This is a genomic window from Pseudotamlana agarivorans (assembly GCF_001642835.1).
GTDB classification, from domain to species: Bacteria; Bacteroidota; Bacteroidia; order Flavobacteriales; family Flavobacteriaceae; genus Pseudotamlana; species Pseudotamlana agarivorans.
Genome location: NZ_LXEI01000001.1, coordinates 321,205 through 335,381 on the forward strand (window position 1 = coordinate 321,205; position 14,177 = coordinate 335,381).

Genomic DNA, 14,177 nt, shown 5'->3' on the forward strand with positions numbered 1-14,177 from the left:
CTTCTTAGCTGTGTTTTTATTGTTATACTTAAATTCTGGCAATTACTGTTCCATAAAACACATTGAAATTCTATTTATAAAATAGTTACCGCAAAGCTTCACGAGCAAAAACTTAAGTTTTGTCAGAAAACGACATCTAAATGTATTCAAATTTTAATCATTAAAAAAGACCTATTACGTTTAATTATAATAGATCTATTTATAATATAAATATGAATTAGTAAGACACTAATAATGAAATTGCTATAACCGAGACATTAAAACCAAAACCCTACATTAAAAAACCATTTTCGCTCTCCCAATTCTGGGGAATAAGTGTATTTAAGTTGAATAGGTCCAATAAAGGTTTCTATACCATAACCTATACTGTAACCAGAATAATCGGGTAGTGTAAACCACTCGCCAGAATCGAAAATATCATTATCGATATTAGCCCAGTTCCCTTCTAGCAAAATGTGCTGTTTTCTAAAAATTTCGTAGTCGAAAGAGAGTGCTGATTTTACGTAACTATTACCTGTTAACGAAACAAAATCGTAACCTAAAAAGGGAACAAAATTATTAATTAGGTGATTTCCATATCCACCCAGAGCAAAATCCAGGGTTGGATCGGATTTATCTCCAATTTTAAAGCCGCCGCTGGTTTGAAAATTAAAGGCCAACTTTTTAGAAATACTATAAGCGTAACCCATACTTGCTTTGGCAATAGAATAATTTTTAAAATCGCTACCTTCACTGGAAGAATACAGGTAGATATTCAATTGACCATCGAAATAAACCCCATTTCTCGGGAAATAAAAATCGTCGTACTTATCCATTTTTAATGCGCCTACAAGACCTAAATAGTTGGTACTTCCAAAGGAATAATCTTCATCATCAATCCCTGTTAAATTTTCGGTATCAATTTCAATATGTTTGTGTTCTGCCCCCATACTAAAGGCAAAATCTCTTTTGAATAAGGTTTGTACATAAAATTGATTCGTTTGATCTCTTAATTTCACATCAATTTTATTAAGGCCATTATCCCGTAATGGTTCATCCTCCAAAACCAGGTTCGCATTTATTTTTTTAGCAAACTGATTATAACGCGATTTAACACCTATACTCCAATAAAATCCTTTATCAATTAAATATTCAAAATTATAGCGCACATTATCTCCTAAAATCAAATCGAAAGACATCTCGTCATTTTTAAACAATAGGCGCTTTTTGGTGAGATTAAGTAAAACAGCTGTTTTGTATAAATCGTCGTAATGCACCCCCAGTTTTAAATAAGCATCTACCGAAGATTCCCTAACTCGTGCTACCAAATCATAACCCACCGTATCTTTAGATTCTTTTAGTTGATACTCAAACGTATCAAAGTTATCGGTGGCCACCAAATTATTAACCCCTTCATTAAAATCGGCATAACTTACAGTCTCCTTTTCTTTTAATTTAAGTTTACCCAAAACGTAAGCTCTGGTGTAATGTTTAATACCATTAATCCGAATATGGTTAATAGAAATACTATCTACATTACGACATTGCAATGGTTTTTTAGCTGTTTCCTTAGTATACGCAGGTAATTTTTTAAGCACTTTAACTTTAGTTAAAGCAGCTTCTCTCCCTAAGTTTATTATTTGTTGTCCATCATCAAAGGAAATCATATTGTAATCCATAATATCTGGCTTAATATAGATATCTGTTTTCCTAACTTTAAGCCGCATATCATTAATAGTTCTGAAATTATTTATTTGAAATAATAAATCAGGAGCAGAAGATAAATGCTCACGATCGGCCAAACCGTCTTGAACATCTACACCAATAATAATATCCATACCTAAATCTCGAAGCTCATCTACTGGGTAGTTATTTACAACGCCACCATCTACCAAAATGGCATCATTAATCATTACGGGCTGATAAAGTGAAGGCAAAGCCCCGCTTGCCAATATAGACTGTGCTAAATTCCCCTTATTTAAAATAACTTGTTCGCCATTTTCAACATTAGTAGCTACACAAAAAAAAGGCACTGGAAGCTTACTAAAATCATCTATACTTCCAACTGGAAACAATAAGTTTGAAAATAAATTATAGGCATTATGTCCTTTAGAAATAGCTGATGGTAATTTTACAGAAAACTTATTAAAAGGTAATTTTACTGCATATTTTTCGGCATTAGCACGTTCGGAAAATGTTTTAGAAGTACGAGGCAATTCATCACTTATAAGATCATCAAAATTAATCACTTGAAATAGAGAATCTAATTGTTTTCCAGAATATCCCGCAGCGTATAAACCTCCAATAATGGCCCCCATACTGGTTCCTGCTATATAATCTATTTTCACCCCAAGACTATCAATCACCTTTAATGCACCAATATGAGCCAAGCCTTTTGCACCACCGCCGCTCAACACCAAACCTACTTTAGGCTGATTTTCTTGAGCATTATTTTGCGCTTCCGCGGAAAATACAGCGAAAAATAACAAGATGCATATGAGGTATTTTTGATTCAAAGTTCTATTAGGATTACAGCCTTAATTTTTTAATTTTTATGATAATGGTTATACACTTTTGAAGCTCTAGAATGCCCTATAACAGCTTCCAATTCTTCACGTTTAGCATTTGATATACGTTTAACCGATTTAAAATGCTTTAAAAGTTCTACAATTGTTTTTTCGCCAACACCTGGTATGGTTTCTAACTCGGTATTTAAGGCCGTTTTACTTCTACGATTTCTATGATGCTCGATACCAAAACGGTGTGCTTCATTTCGTAAAAACTGAATCACCTTAAGCGTTTCACTCTTTTTATCCAAATATAGCGGGACAGGGTCATCGGGATAAAATAATTCTTCCAAACGCTTAGCAATGCCTATAATGGCAATTTCCTGACGTAAACCTAAAGCGTCTAAACTTTTTAAAGCCGAAGATAACTGCCCCTTACCACCATCAATAATAATTAATTGAGGTAAGGATTGATTTTCTTCAACCATGCGCTTATAGCGCCTGTACACCACCTCTTCCATCGAAGCAAAATCATCTGGTCCTACAACCGTTTTGATATTAAAATGACGGTAGTCTTTCTTACTTGGCTTACCATCTTTAAACACCACACATGCCGCTACCGGATTTGTTCCTTGAATATTAGAGTTATCAAAACACTCTATATGTCGTGGTTCTTCCGATAACCTTAAATCTATTTTCATTTGTGCCATGATCCGATTGGTGTGTCGGTCGGGATCTACTATTTTTATTTGCTTAAAACGCTCCATACGATAGTATTTTGCATTTCGTAGAGACAAATCTAAAATATGTTTTTTATCACCTAACTTAGGCACCGTTACCTTGATATCCTCACCCAAATCTACATTAAAAGGTACGTAAATTTCTTTAGAATTGGAATTGAATCGTTGCCTTATTTCAGTGATAGCCAGCTCTAAAAGTTCGCGATCGGTTTCTTCTAATTTCTTTTTAATTTCTAAAGTATGAGACCGAATAATAGAACCGTAAGATATTTGTAAAAAGTTGATATAACCATAACTTTCATCACTCATAATCGAAAACACATCGACATTACTTATTTTAGGATTTACAATGGTCGATTTTGCTTGATAGTTTTCTAAAACCTCAACTTTTTCTTTAATTTTTTGAGCCTCTTCAAATTGCAAATTCTCTGCATAAGCTTTCATTTGAACTTTAAACTGCTGTAAAGAATCTTTAAAATTTCCTTTTAGAATCTCGCGAATGGCTTTGATATTCTCATTATAAGCCACTTCAGTTTCCAATCCTTCACAAGGGCCTTTACAGTTTCCTAAATGATATTCTAAACACACTTTATATTTCCCAGAGTCTATTTTTTCTTCAGACAAATGATAATTGCAAGTTCTAAGATTATATAGCCCTTTTATCAAATCCAATAAAGTATAAACCGTTTTTAAACTGGTATAGGGACCAAAATATTCACTGCCATCTTTAAAAACACGTCGGGTGCTAAACACTCTGGGAAATCGCTCCTTTTTAATGCAAATCCAAGGGTATGACTTATCATCCTTCAGCAATACATTATACCTGGGTTGGTATTTTTTTATAAGATTGTTTTCTAATAGCAGCGCATCGGTTTCTGTATCGACAACAATATGCTTAATGTCTACAATTTTTTTTACTAAAACCCTAGTTTTACCGCTATCGTGTGTTTTATTGAAGTAGGAACTGACTCTTTTTTTTAGATTTTTAGCCTTCCCAACATAGATAATAACTCCATCTTTATCATAGTATTGATAAACTCCTGGCTGATTGGGAAGTGTTTTTAATTGTATCTTTAGATTAGGCTGATCCATTCCCGTAAAGGTAATTCTTTTTAGATTTTAAAGGAAATTCACAGCTTTAATAAATCGCTTTAAGTATTCATAAAAACAACACGCTCAAAGCCAGAATTGTAGTAAATGTAGCCTAATACTTTACCGTCACATTTAATCCATTATCTAAAAATAAAGCATAATAAGAATGCGCTTTAACATGTGAGAATCTGTACATGTAAATTATTTTTTATAGATTGAAAATCATAATAGCTATTATTTATCTTTGAGTTAACTAATTCCCTACATTGCGCCACTTTTAAAAAAAATAATAATGAGTAAGAAAACCCTCGGACGCACTGATATTGTTGACTTCCCTAATCTGGAACTCTTCAATATAGATGTAAAAATGGACACTGGAGCCTACACTTCTACGATCCATTGTTCAAAAATTATTGAAGAAGGCAGCACTTTAAGATGTATTTTTAACAGTAATACCCATAAAAACTTTGGCAAAACAGAAATAGTTTTCGACACTTTCTGGCGTACCGATGTAAAAAGCAGTAACGGTTACAAAGAAAATCGTTACAAAATTAAATCTGACATCGTCTTTTTTGGCAAAACATATAAGATTAACCTAACTTTAAGCACAAGAGACGATATGAAATTTCCAGTGCTTATTGGCAGACAGTTTCTAAAACAAAAATTTATAGTAGACGTAGATTTAATAAACGTTTCCTTTCTAAAAAAATAACATGAATATAGTCGTTCTATCTAGAAATTCGCAGTTGTACTCTACCGATCGCCTTATTGAAGAAGGCGAAAAACGAGGACATAAAATGGAAATTATCGATCCTCTAAAATGCGATATCATTATTGAAAAAGAAAAACCCACAATTTTCTATAAAGACCGGTATTTGGATTACGTAGATGCCATTATCCCAAGGATTGGCTCTTCGGTAACCTTTTATGGCTGTGCCGTTGTTAGACAATTTGAAATGATGGGGGTTTTTACTATTGTCACTTCTGATGCTATCCAGCGCTCACGTGACAAACTACGTAGCTTACAGCGTTTAAGCAAAGCAGGAATAGGCATGCCTAAAACTGTTTTTACAAATTACTCTAGAGATGTCGAGGAAGTTATCGAGCATGTTGGAGGCACTCCTGTAATCATTAAATTACTTGAAGGCACCCAGGGATTAGGTGTAGTTTTAGCCGAAACTAAAAGTGCGGCCGAATCGGTACTTGAAGCTTTTAATGGTTTACAAGCGCGTGTTATTGTTCAAGAATTTATTAAGGAGGCCGGAGGCGCCGACTTACGTGCTTTAGTGGTAGACGGTCAAGTTGTTGGTGCCATGAAACGCCAAGGTAAAGAAGGCGAATTCCGCTCCAATCTGCATCGTGGAGGATCAGCCAATATTATAAAATTAAGTCATGATGAACTCAAATTAGCTATGAGTGCAGCGGCAGCCCTTAAACTACCTGTTTGTGGCGTAGATATGCTTCAATCATCTAGAGGTCCACTACTTTTAGAAGTGAACTCGACACCCGGATTAGAAGGCATCGAGAAAGCCACTGGTCGCAACATCGCCAAAGCCATTATATCTTTTATTGAAAAAAACAAAAGGTAATGACAAACATAAACAAAGGTGATTTGCACATTCTTGGTACCACCATAAAATTAGGAGAAAGTAAAGAGGTTAACTTTAATGTGGCCAACTTACACTCTTCTACCCCAGTAAACGTTCCTATAATTATTGAACGCTCCAAAAAACCCGGGCCAACGGTTTTATTTACAGCAGGTATTCATGGTGATGAGGTAAATGGGGTTGAAATTGTTAGACAGCTCATCGCGAAAAACATAAATAAACCGAAATGCGGCACCATTATGTGTATGCCTGTTATTAATATATTCGGTTTTATAAACTTAACACGTGAGTTTCCCGATGGTCGTGATTTAAACCGTGTTTTCCCTGGTAGCCCCACTGGCTCTCTTGCAGGACGCGTTGCTCATAAACTGATTAATGATGTGATTCCGAATGTAGACTTTATAATCGACTTTCATACCGGGGGATCGGGACGCTTCAATGCACCTCAACTTCGTTTTGAAAAATCGAATGAAGAGCTTATCGCTTTAGCCAAAGTTTTTGGAGCACCTTTTGTACTTTACTCCAAAAATTTATCGAAATCTTTTAGAGCCACTTGTTCAAAATTAGGAAAACCAATTTTACTTTTTGAAGGCGGTAAATCTTTTCATATTGATGATGTAGTTACTAATTCTGGTGTAAATGGTTCTAAGCGTATTTTGAAACATCTGGGTATGCTTAACACCAATATAAAATCATCTAAACCTCGTCATGATTGCGTATTTATTGATGACAGTAAATGGATACGAGCCAAATACTCGGGCATGTTTAAAGCCTCTATTCATATTGGTGCATATGTATTAAAAGGCGATGTTTTAGGTCATATTACCGACCCTTACGGAAAGTTTAATTACTTTGTAAAAGCGCCGAATTCGGGTTATATTATAAATGTAAATGAAGCGCCTGTTGTGTACCAAGGCGATGCTTTATTTCATATTTCAAAAAAACTAAAACGTGTATTAAGCTAATAATCTGATTTCGATTGTAATGCTACAATCAAAATTAACAAAACTCAGATTGACATGAATAAGTTAGCATTAAGAAAAAAATATAAAACGCTTCGATCGGAACTCACCGAAACGCAATTGGAAGATTTAAGTTTACTCATTTCTAATCAGCTTTTACATTTACCCATTTGGAGCTATACTTTTTACCATATCTTTTTAAGTATTGCTGAACAAAAAGAAATAAACACCGATTATATCCTGAATATTTTATCGGGAAAGGACAAAAACATTCTGATTTCTAAATCTGATTTTACAACCGGTGCCATGCATAGTTTCCTGCTCACAGACAACACAGTGATTAAAAAAAATAGCTATAACATTCCAGAACCGATAGATGGTATTGAAATAGAGAACAGTAAAACTGACGTTGTTTTTATTCCGCTTTTAGCTTTTGATGAAAAAGGCAATCGGGTTGGTTATGGCAAAGGTTTTTATGATCGCTTTTTAGCACAATGTAAACCTGGTACCGTAAAAATAGGCCTGTCTTTTTTTGAAGCCGAAACAGAGACTATTGAAACTTTTGAAACGGATGTTAAATTAGATTTCTGTGTAACACCACATAAAACATATCGCTTTTAATCGTTACAGCTTTCGCAGTACGTTGCTCGTAAATAGGCGTCATCTAACAATTGAAAGGTCACACCTCCATCTTCAACAGCATTAAAGAGCTCACAAAAACGCTTGTGATTCATATTATAAGCATTGAGTAAAATAGATCGGTAATCGGTATCCTGAGTAAGTTCTTTATTAACTAAAGTCAGGTTTAAGTAATAGTAAAGTAAATCTTCGTCAACATCGATACTTTTTGCCTTATTTTCTAACAGCTTAACAGCATAATCCAAGTTCGCGTAATAGGTAAAAAACTGTGCTAAACTTAAATAGTCGTAATCAGACAAAGTAAATTCGCTATAGTGCTTATCAATAAAACCAACAGCTTTGTCTTTATTGTCGTAATCACGTTTTCTCATATAGTCTTCAGCTTTAACAATATTATAATTAACAAGCATTCTGGAAATAAGCGCATGATCAATGCCGTAAGTTTTTAAGGCATTGATATCATTTTTAATCTGATTATCATCAACATCTTGCCATTTATGACGCCACAATATTATTTTAATAGCCGTGATATTGTACTTAACGTGAGCATCCTGTGGTACTAATTTTTCAAGTTCTAACAAAGCATTATACACGTTTAGCGCTTGCCTTTTATCTATCATATATAAAAAGGACATGTTTTTATTAAGCAAATTAGCGTATTTCTCCTGCTGAGGAACTTCCATTTTTCTTAAAAATAATGGCGAGACCGTGCCTCCTTTAATTTTCTCAAAAATGGAATTCTGAATCGCTATAGCTTCTTCTAAATCATCGGTGGATAGTGACGCATGAAACTTTTCAAGTAAAATATCTTCAGACATGGTTTTGTACTTGTCTTTGCGCTCCAATTCCAAATCGACAACTGCCTTACGGTGACGTTCCAAAATAGGCTCCATTTTCTCACTTACACCTGCAGCAAGTTCCCTTTTAATTTGATCTTTACTTAAGGTATTTAAATTTTCATAGGGTGTCCCTTTAATATCATTAAAAAATTCCACCCAATTCTCGGAAGATGAAACTGTCGTCTCAATAGTAGGTTGTTGAAACGACTGCAATGAAGCCACAATACTATTGGCGCGTTGTTCTTGCAGTTCCAAATTACGCTCTAAACTCCCTTCAACCGAGGCATATGCCTTAATATTTATAGCCGTTATATTATAATCGGTAAGTCTTAATGAATCGTATATAGGTTTTATATCTTCTTGAGAATATTCAGCTTTGTCTTTTTCAAAAGGAATTTTAAACTTCAAGGTTTTATTCTTAAGATCATAGCCTTCATGACCTTTGGCTTGAATTTTTCTAGTTGTATAACTTAATGAATCCAAGTACATCCCCATATCGAGCAAATCCCAAGGATAAGATTCTAAATCGTATAACAGATTATATCTACAAAGTGTTTTATTACCTAAAAACAGGATGTTATATTCTATAGGCTCTTTAATTTCCATATCGGAAACACGTCCTACATGCACACGATAGGCTTTATCGCCATGAGGCCTCAAGGCTTTTCGTAATCGTGAGCCATAGAGTGGACGCATCAATCGGCCACGAATTTGTTTGTTTTCTATAGAATCTATACTACAATCATACTTACTTTTTGTAACCAAATCTATGGCAATACCATCACTTTCGGTTGCAAATAATTTATTAAACCAGTCCTTATCATTCACTTCAAAGTACAGGTTATTCCCGTCTCTTTTTATGGAAAACTTAACCTCTTTGGGTTTGTTCTTAAAAGTTTCAAAACAGGATTTACATTTTTGATTTCTCTCATTGGCACTCCTAGGAAAAATAATATCGTAATGATTTTGAACATAAACTTTCTGAAAAGAAAAAACAAGTACAAGTGCTAAAAGTAGGCGGTTCGGCTTCATTTATAAGGCTTTAAACCCCAAATATAGGAAAACCCCTATCAGAAGAAAATTCTTGACCGAATAAATTTACGCTTCGGCTTTAGAAAAGGCCTTTTTATTAAATACAATTAGCATAATAAAGCCTGTACTTATAGCCACATCGGCAATATTAAACACAGGTTCGAAGAAATTAAAACGCTTGCCGCCATACACAGGAAGCCAATGAGGCAAGTCTATTTCGATTAAAGGAAAATATAACATATCGACCACACGACCATGTAATAAGGTATCGTAGCCTCCCGTTTCTGGCAGAAACGTTGCAACCTGATTGAAACTATGGTCAAATAAAACACCGTAAAATACCGAATCGATAATATTTCCTAAAGCACCGGCAAAAATTAAAGCAATGGCCACTATTAATATTTTGGAGCTTCGTTTTTTAGTGGCATCATATAACCAATACCCGATTCCGAAAATAGCAAACACACGAAATAAAGTCAAGGCCACTTTAGCACTTCTATCGGAGATTAAGGATGTAAAATCGCTAATTTTGGTACCCCAAGCCATGCCGTCATTTTCAATAAAATAGATTTTAAACCATGAAAACACATCAACACTTTCATGTAAAGCAAAATGTGTTTTAATGTAGATCTTACTAATTTGATCAATAAGTAAAATAACAATGATAATAAAAATCGATTTCTTTAAAGACATGGACAGAAATTAGAAGTCTATAAAGCTTTAAAAACTTTATACATAAATGGTGAAATTTTAAAAAAGGTAGAAGCTAAAAATAAAAAGGCTGTCTCAAAAGTGATGTCATTCTAGTTTGTTAGTTTGAGTGCGTCAAAACCTTTAATGTAAAAGTACATTGAGATATTTTGACAGCTTCAATATGACATATAAAATACTTTTCAGACAGCCTATATAGCTATATTAAAAAACTTATTGTTGCATGTTTTTTGCTTCAATGCTTAAAGTCGCATGAGGCACAAGCTCTAATCGTTTTTTATTAATTAATTTCCCTGTAACACGGCAAATACCATAGGTTTTATTCTCGATACGAATAAGGGCGTTTTTTAAATCACGAATAAACTTTTCTTGACGAATAGCCAATTGAGAATTCGATTCTTTACTCATAACAGCACTACCTTCATCAAAAGCCTTAAAAGTAGGTGATGTATCTTCAGTACCATTGGTTGAATCGTTCATGTAGGCACTTTTAATAAGCTCTAAATCGTATTTCGCCTTTTCAATTTTCTCTGTAATTAGCGCTTTAAACTCTGCTAAATCTGCATCCGAATATCTTACGTTATCTGCCATAATATTAATGTTTTTCAATAAACAGTTTGGTATTGACATCATCAAAAGCAATTTCTATACCACCGTCTAAATTTTCAACTATTTCTAGTTCTTTGGTTAAAGTTTCCGACTTAATATAAGCCACATTTGCCTCTACAGCGTTTACAATTTGCTCATCTCTAAGAAGTTTAACAGCAATATTATCTGTAACTTCAAAACCTGAATCTTTTCGTAAATTTTGAATGCGGTTAATTAACTCTCTGGCAATCCCTTCTTTACGCAAGTCTTCCGAAATAGTTACATCTAAAGCTACGGTTAAAGCACCTTCATTTGCTACCAACCACCCCTCGATATCTTGTGAGGTAATTTCAACATCTGAGCGTTCTAATGTAATATTTTTTCCATTAATATCAACTTCTAAACTGCCATTTTGTTCAATTTTGTTAATATCTTCAGCTGTAAAGTTAATTACTGCTCCAGCAATGGCTTTCATATCTTTTCCAAAGCGCGGCCCTAGCACTTTAAAGTTTGGTTTAATCTGTTTTACTAAGATATCAGACGCATCTTCCAGAAGCTCAATCTCCTTAACATTCACTTCGTGTTTTATCAATTCTGATACCGCTTCGATTTCTTCTTTTTGCTGAAGAGAATTTACAGGAATCATAATTTTTTGAAGCGGCTGACGTACTTTAATTTTTTCCTTAGCTCTTAAAGACAAGACTAAAGAAGATATGATTTGCGCATTTTCCATTTTACGCTCCAAGCTTTTATCGACAAAAGCGCTATCAAATACAGGGAAATCTGCTAAATGCACACTTTCAAATTGTTCTTTATTAGACACCGAATTTAAATCCAAATACAGTCTATCCATAAAGAACGGTGCAATAGGCGCACCTAATTTAGCTATGGTTTCCATACAGGTATAAAGCGTTTGATAAGCCGAAATTTTATCCTGCTCATAATCGCCTTTCCAGAATCGCCTTCTACTTAAACGCACATACCAGTTACTCAAATAATCTTGAGTGAAATCTGAAATCGCTCTAGCAGCTCTTGTTGGCTCGTAATCGGCATAAAAAGCATCCACTTTCTGGATTAAGGTATGTAATTCTGAAAGTATCCAACGGTCTAATTCTGGACGTTCTGCTAATGGAATATCAGCTTCAGCATAACTAAACTTATCCAGATTCGTATATAAACTGAAGAAAGAATAGGTATTATAAAGTGTTCCGAAGAATTTACGTTTCACCTCTTCTACACCTTCAATATCAAATTTTAAGTTATCCCATGGGTTTGCATTTGCAATCATATACCAACGGGTGGCGTCGGCACCGTAATTACTTAAAGTTTCAAAAGGATCGACAGCATTCCCTAAACGCTTAGACATTTTTTGTCCGTTTTTATCGAGCACCAATCCGTTAGACACCACATTTTTATAGGCTACAGAATCGAATACCATAGTAGCAATAGCGTGAAGTGTGTAAAACCATCCACGTGTTTGATCGACACCTTCAGCAATAAAATCGGCTGGGTACGATTTTTTATCGTCTATTAAATCTTTATTTTCAAATGGATAATGCCATTGTGCATAAGGCATAGATCCAGAATCGAACCACACATCAATTAAATCGCTTTCGCGGAACATTTTCTGACCTGTAGGCGATACTAACACAATGTTATCGACAATATTTTTATGAAGATCGAGTTTCGCGTAATTTTCTTCTGAATTGTTTCCTACTTCAAAATCTTCGAAAATATCCTTTTCTAAAACTCCTGCTGAAACAGCCTTGGCCATTTCACTTTTTAATTCTTCAACAGAACCTATACAAAGTTCTTCCTTGCCATCTTCAGATCTCCAAATTGGCAACGGAATACCCCAGTAACGCGAGCGTGATAAATTCCAATCGTTCGCATTGGCAAGCCAGTTTCCAAAACGACCAGTTCCTGTAGCTTTTGGTTTCCAGTTAATGGTGTCGTTATGCGCTACCATTTTGTCTTTTACATCGGTAACTTTAATAAACCAAGAATCTAACGGGTAGTATAAAATTGGTTTATCGGTACGCCAACAGTTTGGATAACTGTGTTTATATTTTTCAACCTTAAAGGCTTTATTTTCTTCTTTTAATTTGATCGCAATTTCAACATCCACCGAACGCTCTGGCGCTTCGCCGTCGTTGTAATATTCGTTTTTCACGTATTTACCAGCAAACTCACCCATTTCTGGTCTAAATTTACCTTGTAAATCTACAAGAGGCACTAAATTGCCATTCTCATCTTTCACCAACATAGGCGGTACTTCTGGGGTCGCTTGTTTTGCAACCAAGGCATCGTCGGCACCAAATGTAGGCGCAGTATGTACGATTCCTGTACCGTCTTCGGTAGTAACAAAATCACCAGCAATGACGCGAAATGCATTTTCTGGATTATCATTTGGAAGCGCATACTTTAAAAGTTGCTCGTATTTTATTCCTACTAAATCCTTCCCGATACATTCGCTAATAATTCTATATGGAATTTTTTTATCGCCTTGTTTATAAGCAGAAATTTCAGAAGCCTCTTCAACTAATTTGAATTTCCCAGAAAACTGATAACTTACTAATTTTTTAGCCAATACCACTTTAACAGGCTCAAAGGTATATTGGTTAAAAGTTTCAACCAATACATATTCTATTTTCGGACCAACGGTTAATGCCGTGTTACTTGGTAGCGTCCATGGTGTTGTCGTCCATGCCAAAAAGTGAATATCACCTTGATTTTGGAAGAATTCCGGAAGACTTTCAGCTACAGCTTTAAACTGGGCTACGATAGTCGTATCGGTAACATCTTGATACGTTCCTGGCTGATTTAGCTCATGAGAACTTAAACCTGTTCCTGCTTTTGGAGAATACGGCTGAATCGTATAGCCTTTGTAAAGCAAACTTTTGTTGTAAATCTGTTTTAGTAACCACCAAACAGACTCCATATATTTTGGTTCATAGGTAATGTACGGATCGTCCATATCTACCCAATAGCCCATTTTTTCAGTTAAGTCATTCCAAACATCGGTATAACGCATCACGGCTTTTCTACAAGCGGCGTTATAATCTTCAACAGAAATGCTTTTACCAATATCTTCTTTAGTAATACCTAATTCTTTCTCCACGCCCAACTCAATAGGCAAACCATGGGTATCCCAACCAGCTTTACGCTTTACTTGAAAACCTTTCATGGTTTTATAACGTGGAAAAATATCTTTAATCGCACGCGCTAAAACGTGGTGCACCCCGGGAAGCCCGTTTGCAGATGGTGGCCCTTCGAAAAACACGTAGGGTTCTTTACCTTCTCTAGTGGTTACACTTTTCTCAAAAATGTTGTTCTCTTGCCAATATTGTAAAATGTCACTTGCTACATTTGGCAAGCTAAGACCTTTATATTCAGGAAATTTAGCGTTCATTTACTTGTATTTCTAATAAGTCCGCGAATTTAAGGAATTATACTTGAATTTACTGGGTTTTAGAAGAAA

10 protein-coding genes are annotated in these 14,177 nt (G+C 34.9%); 4 read left to right on the forward strand and 6 right to left on the reverse strand.

What is annotated here, in order from left to right; all coding sequences use genetic code 11:
* Nucleotides 1-257 precede the first annotated feature (257 nt).
* Together A6I66_RS01370 and uvrC are read right to left on the reverse strand one after the other, a co-directional pair.
* Entirely contained in the window at nt 258-2,468 is a 2,211-nt protein-coding gene (locus tag A6I66_RS01370; protein ID WP_067144931.1) for a patatin-like phospholipase family protein, read from the reverse strand.
* 56 nt (nt 2,469-2,524) lie between these two features.
* On the reverse strand, nt 2,525-4,318 hold the full coding sequence (gene uvrC / locus A6I66_RS01375; protein ID WP_067144932.1) for an excinuclease ABC subunit UvrC: 1,794 nt from the start codon (nt 4,316-4,318) through the stop codon (nt 2,525-2,527).
* A gap of 292 nt (nt 4,319-4,610) precedes the next feature.
* Between uvrC and A6I66_RS01380 the strand changes: the two genes are divergently transcribed.
* Genes A6I66_RS01380 through A6I66_RS01395 form a run of 4 tightly spaced genes read left to right on the forward strand, consistent with a single transcriptional unit; the run spans nt 4,611 to nt 7,508 of the window.
* Entirely contained in the window at nt 4,611-5,030 is a 420-nt protein-coding gene (locus A6I66_RS01380) for an ATP-dependent zinc protease family protein (protein WP_067144933.1), read from the forward strand.
* A 1-nt stretch (nt 5,031) separates the two neighbouring features.
* Nucleotides 5,032-5,907: a 30S ribosomal protein S6--L-glutamate ligase gene (gene rimK / locus A6I66_RS01385; RefSeq protein WP_067144934.1), complete on the forward strand. Its 876-nt coding sequence runs from the start codon at nt 5,032-5,034 to the stop codon at nt 5,905-5,907.
* Nucleotides 5,907-6,890, forward strand: coding sequence for a succinylglutamate desuccinylase/aspartoacylase family protein (locus tag A6I66_RS01390; protein ID WP_067144935.1), 984 nt, complete (start codon nt 5,907-5,909; stop codon nt 6,888-6,890). The genes rimK and A6I66_RS01390 overlap by 1 nt, the downstream gene beginning before the upstream one ends.
* A gap of 54 nt (nt 6,891-6,944) precedes the next feature.
* A complete protein-coding gene (locus tag A6I66_RS01395; protein ID WP_067144936.1) occupies nt 6,945-7,508 on the forward strand; it encodes a 5-formyltetrahydrofolate cyclo-ligase in 564 nt (187 codons plus the stop codon).
* On the opposite strand, the gene A6I66_RS01400 is transcribed toward A6I66_RS01395, so the two are convergent.
* The 4 genes from A6I66_RS01400 to ileS all read right to left on the reverse strand — a co-directional run bounded on the left by A6I66_RS01400 (nt 7,505) and on the right by ileS (nt 14,108).
* Nucleotides 7,505-9,397 carry an OmpA family protein gene (locus A6I66_RS01400; RefSeq protein WP_067144937.1) on the reverse strand — a complete coding sequence of 631 codons (1,893 nt, stop codon included), beginning with the start codon at nt 9,395-9,397 and terminating at the stop codon, nt 7,505-7,507. The two genes, A6I66_RS01395 and A6I66_RS01400, sit on opposite strands and share 4 nt — an antisense overlap.
* A 66-nt stretch (nt 9,398-9,463) precedes the next feature.
* Nucleotides 9,464-10,090, reverse strand: a complete 627-nt coding sequence (locus A6I66_RS01405) for a lipoprotein signal peptidase (RefSeq protein ID WP_067144938.1) — start codon at nt 10,088-10,090, stop codon at nt 9,464-9,466.
* Between the two features lie 231 nt (nt 10,091-10,321).
* On the reverse strand, nt 10,322-10,699 hold the full coding sequence (locus A6I66_RS01410; protein WP_067145588.1) for a TraR/DksA family transcriptional regulator: 378 nt from the start codon (nt 10,697-10,699) through the stop codon (nt 10,322-10,324).
* 4 nt (nt 10,700-10,703) lie between these two features.
* Nucleotides 10,704-14,108 (reverse strand): isoleucine--tRNA ligase, encoded by a 3,405-nt coding sequence (gene ileS / locus A6I66_RS01415; protein WP_067144939.1) that lies wholly within the window; start codon nt 14,106-14,108, stop codon nt 10,704-10,706.
* Between the last annotated feature and the right edge of the window lie 69 nt (nt 14,109-14,177).